Genomic DNA, 16,250 nt, shown 5'->3' with positions numbered 1-16,250 from the left:
CCAAAAGATGTTCATTTTGTCATTTGTTTAAATGAAAAGGTACGGTCGTTACGATCACGTCTTTATAATTAATTAAATAAGCTCTCATCAGTAAGCTGGTCTGATTGTGTAGAATATTTTCCCACCAGTGCTTGGTGATGAATTGTGGAATGAGAACAGTGATATGGTCCTCGTCTGCTTTTTTCCACTCTACTGTATCAATGAACTTGCGAAGCGGATTAATAATGCTGCGATAACGGGATTTCAGTACGACCAAACGTATACCGACATCCCACTCTTCCCATTTCTGTTCCATTTTGCGAATTGCATCATCATCCACACCCACATATACGGCAACCACATTGTCCGACAAGGTTTTGGCATAGCTGATCGTATTCATAACGACTCGCGTAATGCCTGCCACCGGAATAATAATCGTATTGCCTTTCACCATAGGTTTATCCTTGGTAATATCAATGCGCAGTTGTTCAGCCGTATTTTTGTAATGCCTGTTGATCTTCATAAAGAAATACAGAACCAAAGGCAGGAAGATAAAGACTACCCACACCTGGCTAAACTTGGTGAAGATAAAGATGAGCGTAATCGACAGCGTGGTCAGCATCCCAACCGTATTAATAGCAAGTTTGACAATCCAGCCTGGCGGTTTGAGCTTGATCCAGCGAATCATCATACCCAGCTGTGAAAGGGTAAACGGGATAAATACCCCTACTGCATAAAGCGGGATCAGATTTTCTGTGTTGCCGCCAAATACGATGACCAGCAATGCCGAGAAGATACTCAGAAACAAAATACCATTAGAGTATCCGAGCCGATCTCCACGAACCATGAACATGTGCGGCATGTATTTGTCCTTCGCGAGCATAAAAGCAAGCAATGGAAAGGCCGAATAGGCTGTATTCGCCGCCAAAAACAAGATGAGCGCCGTCACGCCCTGAATGATGTAATACATCACACCGCGCCCGAAAGTGGCGTTCGCAATTTGCGAAATGACCGTTTCATGCGGATTAGGACGAACACCGTACCAATAAGCCAGCAAACTGATTCCGATAAACATACACCCGAGAATCAAACCCATCATCATTAGTGTAGTTGCTGCATTTTTGGCAGCTGGCTTGCGGAAGTTCGGAATGGCATTCGAGACAGCTTCTACCCCAGTTAACGCCGAGCAACCCGAGCTGAACGCCTTCAGTAACAGGAACAGGCTGACGTTGGATACCGTAGCTCCAAATTGCGGTGCTGCAGCATGAGCTCCCCCTGCCACGTAATGAATGATACCACTAATAATCAAAACAAATATGGCAACAACAAATAAGTAAATCGGTACAGCCAGCACTGAGGCAGATTCTGTTACTCCGCGCAAGTTCATAATCGTCAAAAAGATAATCATAATTAGAGCAATGGCGATCCGATGATCATGTAACGATGGGAACGCCGATGTAATGGCATCTGTACCTGCTGATGAGCTAACTGCTACCGTCAGAATATAATCGACCAGCAAAGAACCGCCTGCAATCAGACTCGGACTCTTTCCCAAATTGTCCTGTGCAACAATGTACGCTCCTCCGCCACCAGGATAGGAAAAAATGGTCTGTCTATAAGACAGGATCAGAATGATCAGCAAACCCAATACCGCAATGGATATAGGAATGGAATACCATAGGGCAGCAAAGCCGGCTGTAATTAAAACCAGCAGAATTTGCTCCGTTCCATAAGCTACAGAGGATAAGGCATCTGAGGACAGAATGGCCAGTGCCTTGAGCTTATTCAGCTTCTCATCTTCAAGGGCCGTCGACTTTCGCGGACGACCGATTAATAATCTTTTGACTTTGCTCAGCATTTCGTTGACTCCTTCTTTGGATGAGGGTTTTGCAAAAGAACTATGAATCTTATGTTTATTATGTCACCTGCACATCAGATGGATGAAACAAATGAACTATTATTTTATACTCCCTCTTCCTAAAAAAAACAATAAGGAATGCTCCCTAAAAAGAGCATTCCCGAGTAAGAAAGAGCATTTCGATAAAATACCTTTATGTATACAGTAATTTGAACCTTTCCGGGGTAATTCCTTCAGCTCGGCGAAAAGTTGCCACAAAATGACTGGTATCTCGGAAGCCCACTCGCTCCGAAATCTCCTTTACTGTTAATTGCGGATATTCCGCCATCATTTCCTTGGCCTTCCGCAGCCGAATCACAATCAGATAAGCATACGAAGTCACACCAAACGCTTGCTTAAATAATGTATTTAAATGACGGGAGCTGACATTCATCATAACTGCCATATCACCTAGGCCCACATCTGGACTGGCATAATTTTGCTCCATAAAGGCCAGTACAGGGGTTAATCGTTCCACATTATGAGATAGGGAAGGCATCGAGCTATGTTGTCCATGTTTACGCAGCAGAGTCAGAAAACGATACATATTGGCCGAAGCATCTAATCCAGACAAATCACGTTCACTAACCATGGAATGAAGCATCGTTTCCCCAAAACTGTGCAACTCGCTATCCGGGTCCCAATGATACCCACGCGTATGCTTCAACCCCAGTGCAGTCAGTACAGCAGCGGCGATGGGGCCGTCAAATGTAATGTATAACGTTCGCCATACCTTGGTTGCCCGTCTGTATGCATGGGATTCCCCAGGTAGCAGCAGAACTCCAGACTGCTCCCCCAGACGGACGGCCCCCCCCTTAAATGTAAACATCCCTTCACCAGACACCGTCTGAATCCAGTGAAAGCACGGATAGCCCTCTGGACGGGACACATCCTCCTGCCTGCTGTTAAATCCGATACTTTCAATAAAAAGGGGTAAAGAGTGCTCACGCGTAGTCAGGAAAAATCGCAAATGATGGGGAGTTAAAATCATAAAAAGCACCTCCGGCGTATGCGGGTATGTATTTCTCATGTAGATCCATATTGTTATATACACGTTCATTTTATTATATTTAAAAGCAGTTATTTGTATTATAAGATAGAATTATTCTTATATACAGAGGTGATTGGCATGATAAGCAGTAAACTACCTAAAGTATTTTACGGTGGAGATTATAATCCTGAACAATGGGATGAGGCCACGCATCAGGAAGATTTACGGATGTTCAGGCAGGCAGGGATTGATATCGCCACGGTCAACGTATTCTCATGGGCCAAAATTCAATCCGACGAAATCACATATCATTTTGAATGGCTGGATCAATTGATTGACAGTCTTTATGAAAGCGATATCTTCGTTTGTCTAGCTACTAGCACGGCAGCGCATCCTGCTTGGATGGCTACTCGCTACCCCGACGTTCTCCGGGTGGACGCTGACGGACGGAAGCGGAAGTTCGGTGGCCGCCACAATTCTTGTCCGAACAGTCCTACGTATCGAAAATTTGCGGAGCAGATGGCTGGCCAACTTGCGGAACGATACAAAAACCATCCCGCGATCCTCGTGTGGCACGTGTCCAATGAGTACGGCGGGGATTGCTATTGTGAGAACTGTGCGGCCGCATTCCGGGTGTGGCTCAAGCAAAAATACGGATCACTGGAAGAGCTAAACCGGGTGTGGAATACTTCCTTCTGGGGTCATACCTTCTATGATTGGGATGAAATCGTGCCACCAAATAATTTGAGCGAGCATTGGGGAGAAAATCACTCCTCCTTTCAGGGCATATCCCTCGATTATGCACGTTTTAATTCAGACAGTATGCTGGATTGCTATCTGCTGGAATACAACGCGATTAAAAAACATATTCCCCATGCCGTGATAACGACCAATCTGATGGGATTTTTCAAACAACTGGACTATTTTAAATGGGCTAAGCACATGGATATTGTATCTTGGGATAGTTATCCTGCGGCTAATACCCCGCCAAGCTATACCGCGATGGCACACGATCTGATGCGCGGCTTGAAGGATGGGCAACCCTTTATGCTGATGGAGCAAACACCGAGCCAGCAGAACTGGCAGGCGTATAATTCGCTTAAACGGCCCGGCGTTATGCGGTTATGGAGTTATCAGGCAGTCGCGCATGGCGCGGACACGGTCATGTTCTTCCAGCTTCGCCGCTCAATCGGCGCATGTGAGAAATTCCACGGGGCTGTTATTGAGCATGCCGGGCATGAGAACACACGTGTATTTCGCGAGGTGGCACAGCTTGGCAGTGAGCTTGGCGCATTAGGCAACACGCTACTTGACGCGACCGTCAATGCCAAAGTAGCCATTTTGTTTGATTGGGATAATTGGTGGGCATTGGAAAAATCAAGCGGTCCTTCTGTCGCCTTGAAATATGTGGATCAGGTGCATAAGTATTATGCGACCCTCTTCCGGCGTAACGTACAGATAGACCTGATTTCCGTTGATGCAAATTTCCAGAAATATGATCTCATTATCGCGCCTGTACTCTATATGGTCAAGGCAGGTACCGCCGAGAAGCTGGAACAATTCACAGAGCATGGAGGCACCTTCGTAACAACCTTTTTCAGTGGCATTGTAAATGAAAACGATTTGGTCACAACCGGAGGATATCCTGGTAAACTGCGTAACTTGCTCGGGATCTGGGTGGAGGAAATTGACGCGCTTCTGCCGGAATCATACAATCGCATTGTATTAAAAGAAAAGGTGGGCGTATTACAAGGTGAATATCAATGTGGCCTGCTCTGCGACTTGTTGCATAGCGAAGGTGCCGAGGTGCTGGCGGAATACGGCGATGATTTCTATCAGGGCATGCCAGTGCTGACACGCAATCGTTTCGGTCAAGGCGAGGCATGGTACGTTGCTTCAGATCCTGAAGAGACTTTCCTTGATGGCCTGTTGGGCTACATTTGTGAGCAAAAAGGGATTCCATCCCTGCTGCGCGCTCCTGCGGGTGTAGAAGCCACTGTACGGACCAAAGATGGAAAATCATATCTGTTCATTCTGAATCATAACGCCCAGACGCAGCAATATCATCTGGATGATCAGAAAGGGAATGAGCTAATCAGCGGTAAATACCTGGAAGGAGATATTTCTATTGAAGGCTACGGCTTTCAAGTACTGGAGCTATCATAATCACTCAGATTTGACACATACAGTTCACTTTGCTGCATGAGTATAATCTAGGTATCAAAGGAGTTCATCATGAAACGACTGCTATGGATCGGCAGCTTGTCTTATTTTTTAATCGGCCTGGCACACGTGGTTGTAGGCTCCCTACTGCCTGTGTTGTTAGAGCATTACGGTAGAAACTATACGGATGGCGGTAGTCTAATCTTCGCTCAATTTTCCGGTTTTCTGGTTGGAGTCCTGCTGTCACCGTGGCTTGCCCGAAGTTTCGGTAAACGCCAAAGTCTGGTATTCGCCCTGCTCTTGCTGTGCGCGGCTGAAGTGCTATACTCATTGCTGCCGCCTTGGGATTGGCTATATGTCGTCGGTGCAGCAGCGGGGTTTGGCTTCGGCATGGTAGAAACACTCATTGGCACTATTATTATCAGCGGTATTACTCAAGGAACGGGCGCGGCGATGAGCCGTCTGGAAGTCTTTTTTGGGATTGGCGCTTTGGCTATGCCCGCTATCGCCAGCCAACTTATCGCTCTCGGTTGGTGGCGATTGGCCTTTCCCATCATTTCCATGTTTGCAGCCGTGACCATTATAGCTTGGTTGCGCGGGTCCTTCGGCCCGCTGGACGCTGTATTGGACCCACAGGAACACCGAGATAACAGCCTTAAGCGTTCGACTAATTCACTGAAGTCACCCACGGAGAAGGCTTCTGAAGGTAGCCCTATTGGCAATCGGAAGCTACTTACACTATTTATCATCTTTTTCTTTATCTATGTAGGAACAGAGATGAGCCTAGCTAATTTCCTGCCCTCCATGTTCATCGAACGGCTGGGCCTCACTCAAGCGGAGGCAGCACTCAGTGTTACCTGCTTCTGGCTAGCAATGGCTACCGGACGGTTGTTCGCAGGAAGTATTGCTGATCGGTACGGCTATGGTGTCTTTGTAGCCCTAAGCTCGCTGGCGGCGACCGTGCTGCTATGCGTGTTCCCGCTGATCAAGGGAACTACCGTTGCCTTTGTCCTTATCACACTGCTGGGGCTGGGCATGTCGGGCATTTTTTCCATCGCACTTGTTTTTGCCAGCAAAATGATGCCAGGCACCGAAGAATCTACCACCAGCCTGCTTATAGGCGCAGGTGGAGTTGGGGGAGCTCTGCTGCCTTTATGGCTCGGAAATAGCATGGATCGTGGTGGAGCAGTCTCATCGGCGTGGTTGCTGGCAGGCTTCACATGTATCCTGTGCCTGCTTGGGGGCATCTTGTACGCCCTATATGTGCGCAAAAAGCGGCTTCAAACCGCCTCATCATGATATACACCTCTACTGGTGCCTTTGTCTGTTCCTTGGTTGTCATCCAAGTGCACATTCAAAGGTGCTTTTTTTACATACTAGACGAATGTACCTTGTACAGTAGCCTGTTTTTAGTCAAAATAGATCGTTTCCTATGAATCACAGGACAGATATCCATGCCTCCTCTAGATGAATGGAGTAGTATACAACAAACCATATGGAGGTGTTTGTATTGGGTCATCCTGAATTAAAACGAAAAAAAGGCCGTAAAAAAAATGTTTTTGTCCGTGCCTGGTTTGATAAGTTAGAAAAAAAGTTTGAGGAGAAACCCCCAAAGAGAAAAAGCCGCTCGAAACGGAAAGGGTTTGGGAAAGACATCATCGTCAAAAAGCAACTTGTAAGTGTGAATATTAATCAGGGTGCTTTAGGACCTGAAGGGGATTCTGGAACCATAGGTGATTTAGCGCAGTTCGGTTATATTTACAATGTAAAGCCCCAAGTTGTTCCGATTGAAGGGGATGTCATTTGGGATACGAACGGTATACTTACACCTGGAATTGCTCATGTTCCAGGAACTACACAGATTGCTGTATCCGATGCTGGAAAATATGAAGTTCACTTTTCGGTGTCCGGTGTGGAACCTAACCAATTCGCCATCTTTATTAATGGCGCACTGGCTGTGGGAACTGTATACGGCTCAGGAGCCGGGACACAACAGAACACAGGGCAAGCCATCCTTGCTCTGGCATGCGGTGACGTCCTTACTCTGCGAAACCATAGCTCTACTACTGCTGTTACCCTGCAAACACAAGCCGGAGGAACTCAAGCCAGCATAAACGCTTCTGTCCTCATTAGAAAATTGGGATAGGCTTGAACTCCCGCAAAGCCTCAGTGTACTAAAAAAGGGTTTATCCATACAGCGAGGATAAACCCTGAATATTTTTAAAAGGCCATAATGATCCCTTTGTCATTGGCATACATTGAACTAATCCCTCTGGTGGACACAATATGAATATCTTTAAATTGATAGCGTTTCCTCAGCGCATTCATTAATTTTTCCGCCAGCCCAGGATTATTGCAGTGAGTAATGACAATGCTTTCTCCTTCGGTAGCCCTGCCACTTTTTTCAATAGTATCTGCGAGCTTTTCGATAATTTGATTCTGACCGCGTGCTTGAGTAAAAAATGCGATATTACCGTCACCATCCGAGCCTAAAATAGGCCTGATATGCAAGAGTGAAAGTATCTTTCCAGTGATTTTATTCATCCGCCCGTTCTTAACCAGATTATCCAGATTTTCTAAAACAAAGTAGGTTTTCATCTTGCTGATAAAGCTCTCCAAGGATGAAATAATTTCGCTTTTATGATATCCCTCGTCAATCAACTTGCGCAGTTTTAGAGCTAACAAGAGCTGTCCAGCCGAAGCGCTTTTCGAATCAAATACATGAACATCCGCCCCCTCTTCTTCCGCCATATCTTTTCCTACCAATGCACTGGAATACGAACTGGACAGGTTGCTGGATAATGTAATGGCAAAAGAAGTATGCGCACCTTGAAAGGCTTCCTTATATAGCATAGGTGACGGTGATGCGGATCCAATTTTGGTTGTACAGGCTTTCATTTCTTCCATAAACTGAGGCAAGTCCAATGTGTCATCATCTACGAAGCATTTATCTCCCAGCGTCATATTTAACGGAATCGTAGTAACTTGCATCTCTTCTCTAAGCTCTCTCGTTAAATCACAGCAACTATCTGCTATTATTTTATATCTCACCCGGTACACCCTCACATTATGTTATTTTTCAATAGAACGCGCATTCATAATACTCAAAGAAAGCTCAATTAACCGTATAAATTCCTTCACATTCTTCTCACCCAAACCTACTACAAGCGCTTCAAAATAACCTTCAATTCTCTCTTGCTTCTGTCTGATCAAGGATTCACCATTTACTGTGAGCCTTACACACATTCGTCGTCTGTCATGCTCAGACATTTCCATAGTCACGTAGCCTTTTTTCCTTAATCCCGTAAGCGCTGCCGTAATTCTTGATCTGGATACATGCAGATCATCGCTGAGCAAGGAAGGATTAATTTCATCATCCCGGTGCTGAACTAAATATTGAAGCACATGGTTTTCCCCCTGAACAAGCTCCGTCAGGCTACTGAATAATTCCATGTCATAAATCCGGTTAACGGATTCTCTCAATTCGTCCCTTAGTTCATAATCTTTCATAGTGAACCTCCGCAACACACATAATACATACAGTTAACTATTAATACTATGTACTATAATGAATTGCCCACGATAATAACAATGAAATATTTGTGAATTTTTATACTTTATCCCCCCCTTGAATGTCCAATAACAGGAGGTTTTATACCTTGGACTGTGAGACACCCAGAGGAGAGGGACTGACCCCATAACGTGAGACAACAAGGAGGGTTTTATTTTATGAGGTTCTGGAAACGTGTTATATCATAGAATTTCAAGGAAAAGGGGGATTTGAGCAGCTCCAAATGAGATTGTTGTTTGGACTATATTAGAGAAGTATTAACATTTACAAGAAAAGGCCAACCACTAAATACGGGTTGACCTCATTATTTAAAGAATGTCTTACGTTTCTAAAAGAATATGAACTGAATTTACAGCACCGTTTTAACCGTGTCTTGTACTTGCTTCAACAACCCTTTATAGCCATCTTCATCAAGATAACCAATACTTCCAAGCAGCAAGTGACCGACGGATTCAATTCCAACGAAATCAAAAATTCCCGTATCGGATGTGAGCTTCAATCCTGCAGTCATACCGATTTCATCGTAGATCGCGTTGGGAGTACCATGTGTATTCACGATAAAACCTTTTTTACCTGTAAGCAGCTTATTAATCCCTTCCGCACCAGCCGTATATGCAAAGCCGTATGCAAATACACGATCAACGTAACCTTTCAGGATAGCCGGAAGACCTGTCCACCAAATGGGAGAAATAAAAGTAATCGTATCCGATTGTGAGATGTATTCCTGCTCCACTTTGATATCAGCCGGAGTTTGCCCTGCTCTCATAGCGGCAGTATCCTCAGGTTTTAATACAGGTTGAAAATTAAGGGCATAAAGATCGCGTACAACGACTTCATCACCTTTTTCTTTCAAGGTATTTACAACCGTTTCGAGTATCGCGTGATTGAAGCTTTCTGCGTTTGAGTGAGCATAGATAATAAGATGTTTCATTTTAATAACCTCCAGATGTTTTATTGTTATTTTGATATTAATATAGATATCTATACATTTACTTAAAAAAATTTATAATCTGTTTTTGACATGCTCCAGCAAATATTCCAGTTGTTCTTTTTCTTCATCTTTGAGACCACCATAGATGGTTTCTTGTAATCTATTGGAGATCACCTCAAATACAGGCTCTATCTCTCTTCCCTTATCGGTCAGAAATATCAGGGTAACTCGGCTATCCTCCCTTTCTTTTTTTCTTTCGACATATCCCAACTTCACTAGCTTGTCGATCAAAACAGTGACCGTGGGTTGCTGACGAGAAATTTTTTGCGTCAATTCCTTAATAGAAAGCCCGTCGTTTTGATAAAGGAACATTAGGATTCCGCCATGAGTAGGAACAATCCCTTCAATTCCATTCGATTCGAGCTCAGACACAATCAATTTATTGATCGAGTCTCTAATGGTTCCTATCAGTGCAGCTGCATTATTTTTTAACATACAAGCATTATTACATAGACATCTATATATATCAAGTGTTGGTGTCAGTCTGAACTAAAAGCAAATATGACTTAATCTATAATGGTTCATGGTGGATTACTATCGCAGACGCATAAAAAAGCCAAAATACCCAAGTTCCTTACCTGACTTTGAGTATTTTGGCTTACAGTATTTATTTATGAAATGAAGAGATGTTCAAAGTATGATATGTTTTAGTTGAGCGTTTGAAGTATCTCAGGTGTAAAGGTTTGAAGATCATGAATTCGGCCTTCACGTATTTTCGTAGCCCATGCAGGATCGCCCAGAAGCGCACGCCCAACAGCTACCAGATCAAATTCATTGTTGTCGAGCCGTTCCAGAAGTTCATTAATATCTTGGTGTCCTGCCCCTTTCCCTTCGATATAACTTACAAAATCCTCATCCAGACCTACAGAGCCAACCGTAATCGTAGTTTTTCCAGTCAGCTTCTTCACCCATCCGGCAAAGCTCAAATCGGAGCCTTCAAATTCAGGTACCCAAAAGCGACGTGTCGAGCAATGGAAGATGTCCACGCCCGCTTCTACTAATACATTCAGGAATTGCTCCAGTTTATCCGGTGTATCGAACGGCTTTGCGTTGTAATCATTCATTTTCCATTGGGATAGGCGCATGGCAATAGGGTAGTCAGGGCCAACCTCAGCACGAATAGCTTCCACAAGCTCAATGGCGAATTGAGCACGTTTTATGATATCGCCACCATAGCGATCCGTACGTTGGTTCGTCCTCTCCCAAAAGAATTGATCAACCAGATAGCCGTGTGCTCCGTGAATTTCAACGCCGTCAAAACCCAGTCGTTTTGCATTCGCAGCTGCATCGACATAGGCGCGAATGACCTTGACAATTTCTTCTTCTGTCATCGGCTCGGTCACTTTATTGCCTTCCAGATCCAGCCCCGATGGACCAATCGATAGCGCTTCGGGATTCGGCTGAGATCCCAAAGGACGAGCCATCCCCATATGCCAAAGCTGTGGGAAAATTTTACTACCAGCTTCATGAACCTGTCTGACCACTTCAGCCCAACCGTTTAAAGCCGCTTCCCCATAAAAATTAGGTATCCTCGGCTCACTTGTTCCAGCCGGATGGTCAATCACTGCGCCTTCAGTAATAATAAGACCTACATCATTCTCTGCGCGACGGCGATAATAAGCGGCTACATCCGGTCCTGGCACACCATTTGGTGAAAAAGCGCGGCCCATTGACGGCATTACAATACGAGTCTGTAGGGTTAGATTATGAATGGTATAAGGTTGAAATAAAGCTTCTGTTGAATGAACATTTTGCGGTTGATTACTCAAGGATTGTCCCTCCTCATTTTCTTTTATTCTTTTAAAGGATTATATATAAGGCTCGTGCATCTTCAAACGGGGTGCAAGTGAAATGTTAGCAATGTTTAATTTATCATTCAACCGACAAAATGTTCATTCTGTTGCTTAACCAAAAGGGTTATGAAATTGTTGTATATCTAAATTCACTTGTTGACAAAACAACACATGTTTATAATGGGGGAATCATTTGATTTACCTGAAAGGAGTGTCTTTAGGATGCCTGGTGTAACTTCACCCAACCCAAACGATCCTCGCGTCATTCGAACACGTAGATTAATTCTCGACGCATTCGTTGACCAATTAAATAAGAAAGACTTCTACACGATTACGATCAATGACATTACCCAAAAAGCCACCATTAACCGCGCCACGTTCTATGCACATTTTCAAGATAAATATGCACTGCTTGAAACCCTTTTGTCAGATGCATTTTTGGAGTATGTTATCAAGAGGATTGATGCTGAGGCACGTTTGTCGGAGGAGATCATTCAGAAACTTATTCTTTCGTTATGTGACTATCACGACTCAAGTAACCAATGCGTTCATAAATATAATTCAGTGGCACCGATCCTGGAAGAACATATTAAGAATCAATTACAGCAATTCATACTTCAACTCATAACAAGAGAAGCCAATAATACAGACCAAAGAACGTTAGAACTTGCCGCGACCATTTTAAGCTGGTCCATTTATGGTGTAACCTTTCGCTGGAATGTGGAAGGAAAAAAAGAGTCTCCTACAGATTTAGCCGAGAGAGCTGTGCCTTTAATCTTCAATGGGGTTGTCTTATCTCTAGTCTCACAAATCTCTTAGCAGAAAATGCGAATAAAAAGGGCCGTTCCCAGTATACTTCGATCAGTTCCTGGGACAGCCCTTATAGTATTTAGTAAAATAATTGCATCTTTTATTTAAAGAATTTTCTTAAACATCTCGATAACTTGTTCTTTGCTAGGTATAAACGGATTGCCCGGAGCGCAAGCATCCTTCATTGAGTTCTCGGCAAGCAGATCCAAATCCACTTCATTTACACCTAGTTCAGAAAGTTTGGAAGGAATCCCCACTTCCTTCGACAGGTCTTTGATTCTTTGGATTACATAGTCTGCGCATTCCTTATCCGTTTTCCCCTTATCTTCAAAACCGATGACCTTAGCGATGGCACGAAACTTCTCTGGTACGTGCTTGGCATTCTCCTCCTCCACGATTGGCAGCAGCATGGCATTACAAACACCATGAGGCAAATCGTATACCCCGCCTAGCTGATGGGCCATCGCATGGACGTAACCCAATCCGGCATTATTAAATGCAAGTCCTCCCAGGAAAATAGCGTATACCATTTGCTCACGCGCTTCTATATCATGACCGTTTCTCACTGTACGAGCTAAATGTTTAAAAATAATTTCTACTGCTGCCAACGCAGTTGCATCCGTTACAGGATAAGCACCTGGCGTAACCAAAGCTTCAATGGCATGGGTCAAAGCATCTAGTCCTGTAGCTGCCGTTAACGCGGCCGGTTTGTCTACCATCAGTTCAGGATCATTTACTGAAATCGTAGCTACACTATTCTTATCAACCATAACCATCTTGACCTTGCGGTCTTCGTCCGTAATGACATAATTGATCGTGATTTCAGCAGATGTTCCTGCTGTGGTATTAATGGCGACAATAGGAAGCGATTTATGCTTGGATTTATGGACGCCCTCATACTCGGTTATATGTCCCCCATTGGTAGCAATAATGCCGATTCCCTTAGCCGTATCCTGTGGTGATCCTCCGCCAATCGAAATTAAAAAGTCACATTCATTTTCTTGCAGAAACTGAACACCATCATGTACATTTTTACAGGTCGGATTTGGTTTTACTTCATCGTATACCGCATAGTTCAATCCAATATAATCCAGCAAAGATGTAACCTTGCCTGCAATACCACTCTTCATCAAAAATTTATCCGTCACGACTAGAGCTTTATTTAAATTCAGTTCTTTTATATACGGCCCAACTTCTTGCAAACAGCCTGTTCCCATAAGATTGATAGATGGTACAAAAAATACATGTGCGCTCATATAAAATCGGCCTCCTAAAGGATTCACTTCTTGTTGCCTCGCTAAATCATAAGGGTATTTCTCAAAAGTGAAATATTTCACATGTATAATGTTATCTTTATTTTATTTTGATGTCAACAATTAAACACAGATATTTATTGGTTTTATTTTTGTTTGTTTACGTTTTTCGAATCAGTCCAATATTTGGTATACAACTAATCGGAGACAGCCTCGTACAACTTAGATGAACACATTAACAACGAGGTGATGACAGCATGACAATCAACAAGGGAGTATTGCTGGCTCTACTGGCAGTATCGCTGCTCCAAGCAAACCCGTCGTATGCGAAGTCGGTGCCGCTGACTCCGGTGACGACCGTTTATGTAGATGACCGCCCACTTCAGCTTGCTGCCCAGCCGCTGCTGCTAGAAGGAACAGCGCTCGTCCCGATGCGCCAGTTGTTTGAGGCACAAGGAGCCGAGCTTTCCTGGAACGAATCCAGCAAAACCGTAACAGCTACCAAAAATGAAGCGGTGCTGACCTACCGTATGGGGGAACTTGCTGCCACCTTAAACGGCAAAACGCTGTCCCTGAATGTTCCTGGACAAATTGTTGAGGGCAACACAATGATTCCACTACGTTTTGTGAGCGAGGCACTTGGGAGCACAGTGAAGTGGGATGCCCTGACCCGAGCGATTCGGATTGTCTCCAGTAACGATTTTTTTACAACGGTTCTTTCGGGAGTCAACCTGCGCAGCAAACCGGATTCGTCGGGAGCTTCCCCTTCCCTGCGGCTTATTCCAGCCAACGAAAAGGTTCATGTCATCCGTGAGATCAATGCCCTCTGGTTGGAAGTGCGCACTAAAGACAACCTGACCGGATACATATCGGCTAAACCCAAATACAGCGATTATACCAGCTCATCCCTGGTGGAACGGCAGGGAGATGAACTCATCGCCTACGGAGAGAAATTCCTTGGTACTCCTTATGAATTCGGCGCAGCAAGCGGCCAGACATCGACCTTTGATTGTTCTTCTTTTGTGGGGGAAGTGTTCCGACATACGCTCTCCATCGACCTCCCCCGTGTCTCTTACGATCAGGCTAAAGAAGGCCAGAAGGTCGGGCTAAACGAGCTACGTAAAGGCGACCTGCTGTTCTTCAGCGCACGCGACCTGGAGATCGGCCATGTGGCGATCTATGCAGGGAACAACAAATTGTTGCATACATTCTCCAAAGAACGTGGCGTTCATTTTGACACGCTTGATGGTAAATGGCAGAATCGTTTCGTAACAGCCCGCAGGCTGTTTTAAGACAAACTGGATGGCTAATAATAGCGGGCTATTCCAGTACCACATTCAATATTTTCTGTTTGCATTTTTGCCGGACGCCTCCCTTGCGGTTTGCGTTCAGGTGGCAAAAGGTATTGATTCGTTCCCATTGTTCAACACGTAATTCGATCCTCTTCTCTAGCACTTTCTCTCAAAATCTTGGATCTTCCCCATCAGATCTGCTTAAATAGGATTAATAGAATGTGCAAAAAACACGAATATGTATGCTAATTATAGACAGGAGGAATCGTTATGCAATTTGAGACAAAACGGCTCATCATTCGTGATATTTGTACATCCGATTGGGGAAGTATACATACCTACACGTCATTGCCTGAAGTTACTAGGCACACAGCATGGGGACCCAATACAGAAGAAGATACAAAGGCATATATAGAACAAGTTCTAGCCTCACAGCAGGAAATGCCACGACAAGACTACGAACTAGCCATATGTCTGAAAAACACTGGAATCCTGATCGGCGGTGTTGGTATTCATGTCAAAGATACTAATGCAGAAATGGGCTATATTCTAAACCCAGATTATCAAGGAAAGGGTTATGCAACAGAAGTGGCACGAGCCCTGCTAGGCTTTGGATTTAGCACACTTGATGTCCATCGTATTTATGCAACATGTCGTCCAGAAAATAAGGCTTCTGAGAAGATTATGCAACAGATCGGAATGCAACGTGAAGGTATAATGCGAGAACACTGGTACTACAAAGGCGAATTTCACGATTCATATTTGTACTCTATTCTTTCTGAGGAATATAACAGGACATAAAAGGTATTGTTTACATCTTGGGAAGCATGTTGCTGCGATAAATTGATAGTAAACCATTTTGACTATCTAGTTTGAAAATATATATCGTTGGAAATAGGTGTTGTTAAGAACGTGTCTGAGCCATTCTATGAGGAGTTTTAACGACAAATAGGTTCGAGGAACTTCTCTGAACGATACAATTTTTAATTAAGGAGGGAACAACATGGAAGCTTTTGCAGAATATTTAGCGCATATTGATAACCCCCAACATCGGGCTCGAACGCAAGAAGTATTGGCTTGGGTAACCAAGAAATTTCCAAATTTAATGCCAAAAATTGCGTGGAATCAGCCTATGTTTACGGATCACAGCACATTTATTATTGGCTTTAGCGTAGCCAAACATCATTTGGCCGTTGCCCCTGAAAAGGCAGGGATTAATCATTTTTCTGAGTTAATTGTGCAGGCTGGCTATGATCACACCAAGCAGTTGGTACGTATCCAGTGGGATAGTCCAGTTGATTTCTCATTACTTGAGAAAATGATCGAGTTTAATATTTTGGATAAGGCAGACTGTTCAACCTTTTGGCGGGAATAAAAAAAGGTTCCTTTTCTCGTAAAACTATACACCGAGCATCACAAATAAGTGTTTTTCTTCTCACCCCCTCTACCATCCTTCGAAATCTCATCAGGCTAATGCCCCTTAAAGCGGCCTTATGCTATAATGTGGAAA

General features: G+C 44.0%; 15 protein-coding genes. 7 read left to right on the top strand and 8 right to left on the bottom strand.

Features of this window, described 5'->3' with window-relative positions; genetic code table 11:
* Positions 1-19: 19 nt before the first annotated feature.
* Complete coding sequence (locus ACYCS5_RS24335) at positions 20-1,837, bottom strand: APC family permease (protein ID WP_029514744.1); 1,818 nt, start codon at positions 1,835-1,837, stop codon at positions 20-22.
* Between the two features lie 193 nt (positions 1,838-2,030).
* Positions 2,031-2,867: a helix-turn-helix domain-containing protein gene (locus ACYCS5_RS24330; RefSeq protein ID WP_459761339.1), complete on the bottom strand. Its 837-nt coding sequence runs from the start codon at positions 2,865-2,867 to the stop codon at positions 2,031-2,033.
* Positions 2,868-3,005: 138 nt separating this feature from the next.
* Between ACYCS5_RS24330 and ACYCS5_RS24325 the strand changes: the two genes are divergently transcribed.
* The 3 genes from ACYCS5_RS24325 (at position 3,006) to ACYCS5_RS24315 (ending at position 7,176) form a co-directional block, all read left to right on the top strand.
* Positions 3,006-5,033, top strand: coding sequence for a beta-galactosidase (locus ACYCS5_RS24325; protein WP_459760242.1), 2,028 nt, complete (start codon positions 3,006-3,008; stop codon positions 5,031-5,033).
* Between the two features lie 69 nt (positions 5,034-5,102).
* Positions 5,103-6,329 (top strand): MFS transporter, encoded by a 1,227-nt coding sequence (locus tag ACYCS5_RS24320; RefSeq protein ID WP_459760241.1) that lies wholly within the window; start codon positions 5,103-5,105, stop codon positions 6,327-6,329.
* 211 nt (positions 6,330-6,540) lie between these two features.
* Positions 6,541-7,176 (top strand): hypothetical protein, encoded by a 636-nt coding sequence (locus ACYCS5_RS24315; protein ID WP_165147640.1) that lies wholly within the window; start codon positions 6,541-6,543, stop codon positions 7,174-7,176.
* 74 nt (positions 7,177-7,250) lie between these two features.
* On the opposite strand, the gene ACYCS5_RS24310 is transcribed toward ACYCS5_RS24315, so the two are convergent.
* The 5 genes from ACYCS5_RS24310 to ACYCS5_RS24290 form a co-directional block, all read right to left on the bottom strand.
* A complete protein-coding gene (locus tag ACYCS5_RS24310; protein ID WP_238437792.1) occupies positions 7,251-8,021 on the bottom strand; it encodes a DegV family protein in 771 nt (256 codons plus the stop codon).
* A gap of 81 nt (positions 8,022-8,102) precedes the next feature.
* Positions 8,103-8,540 (bottom strand): MarR family winged helix-turn-helix transcriptional regulator, encoded by a 438-nt coding sequence (locus ACYCS5_RS24305; RefSeq protein WP_029514750.1) that lies wholly within the window; start codon positions 8,538-8,540, stop codon positions 8,103-8,105.
* Between the two features lie 410 nt (positions 8,541-8,950).
* A complete protein-coding gene (locus ACYCS5_RS24300) occupies positions 8,951-9,532 on the bottom strand; it encodes an NAD(P)H-dependent oxidoreductase (RefSeq protein ID WP_013309835.1) in 582 nt (193 codons plus the stop codon).
* A gap of 72 nt (positions 9,533-9,604) precedes the next feature.
* Positions 9,605-10,027, bottom strand: coding sequence for a MarR family winged helix-turn-helix transcriptional regulator (locus ACYCS5_RS24295; protein WP_029514751.1), 423 nt, complete (start codon positions 10,025-10,027; stop codon positions 9,605-9,607).
* 212 nt (positions 10,028-10,239) lie between these two features.
* Positions 10,240-11,361 carry an NADH:flavin oxidoreductase gene (locus tag ACYCS5_RS24290; RefSeq protein WP_029514752.1) on the bottom strand — a complete coding sequence of 374 codons (1,122 nt, stop codon included), beginning with the start codon at positions 11,359-11,361 and terminating at the stop codon, positions 10,240-10,242.
* 180 nt (positions 11,362-11,541) lie between these two features.
* Here ACYCS5_RS24290 and ACYCS5_RS24285 point away from each other — a divergent pair, with 180 nt between their 5' ends.
* A complete protein-coding gene (locus ACYCS5_RS24285) occupies positions 11,542-12,204 on the top strand; it encodes a TetR family transcriptional regulator (RefSeq protein ID WP_080710762.1) in 663 nt (220 codons plus the stop codon).
* A 95-nt stretch (positions 12,205-12,299) separates the two neighbouring features.
* On the opposite strand, the gene ACYCS5_RS24280 is transcribed toward ACYCS5_RS24285, so the two are convergent.
* Positions 12,300-13,451, bottom strand: coding sequence for an iron-containing alcohol dehydrogenase (locus tag ACYCS5_RS24280; protein WP_459760240.1), 1,152 nt, complete (start codon positions 13,449-13,451; stop codon positions 12,300-12,302).
* Positions 13,452-13,705: 254 nt separating this feature from the next.
* Between ACYCS5_RS24280 and ACYCS5_RS24275 the strand changes: the two genes are divergently transcribed.
* From ACYCS5_RS24275 to ACYCS5_RS24265, 3 genes are all read left to right on the top strand, one after another.
* Positions 13,706-14,740, top strand: coding sequence for a C40 family peptidase (locus tag ACYCS5_RS24275; protein WP_165147649.1), 1,035 nt, complete (start codon positions 13,706-13,708; stop codon positions 14,738-14,740).
* A gap of 270 nt (positions 14,741-15,010) precedes the next feature.
* Positions 15,011-15,541, top strand: coding sequence for a GNAT family N-acetyltransferase (locus ACYCS5_RS24270; RefSeq protein ID WP_165147652.1), 531 nt, complete (start codon positions 15,011-15,013; stop codon positions 15,539-15,541).
* 202 nt (positions 15,542-15,743) lie between these two features.
* The gene (locus tag ACYCS5_RS24265) at positions 15,744-16,115 is read left to right on the top strand and encodes an iron chaperone (RefSeq protein WP_029514757.1); all 372 of its coding nucleotides are present in this window, start codon (positions 15,744-15,746) and stop codon (positions 16,113-16,115) included.
* The last annotated feature ends 135 nt before the right edge of the window (positions 16,116-16,250 follow it).

The organism is Paenibacillus sp. SEL3, from assembly GCF_054602585.1.
The sequence above is the reverse complement of the archived record's forward strand: the minus strand, read 5'-3'. Positions and strand labels throughout refer to the sequence as shown.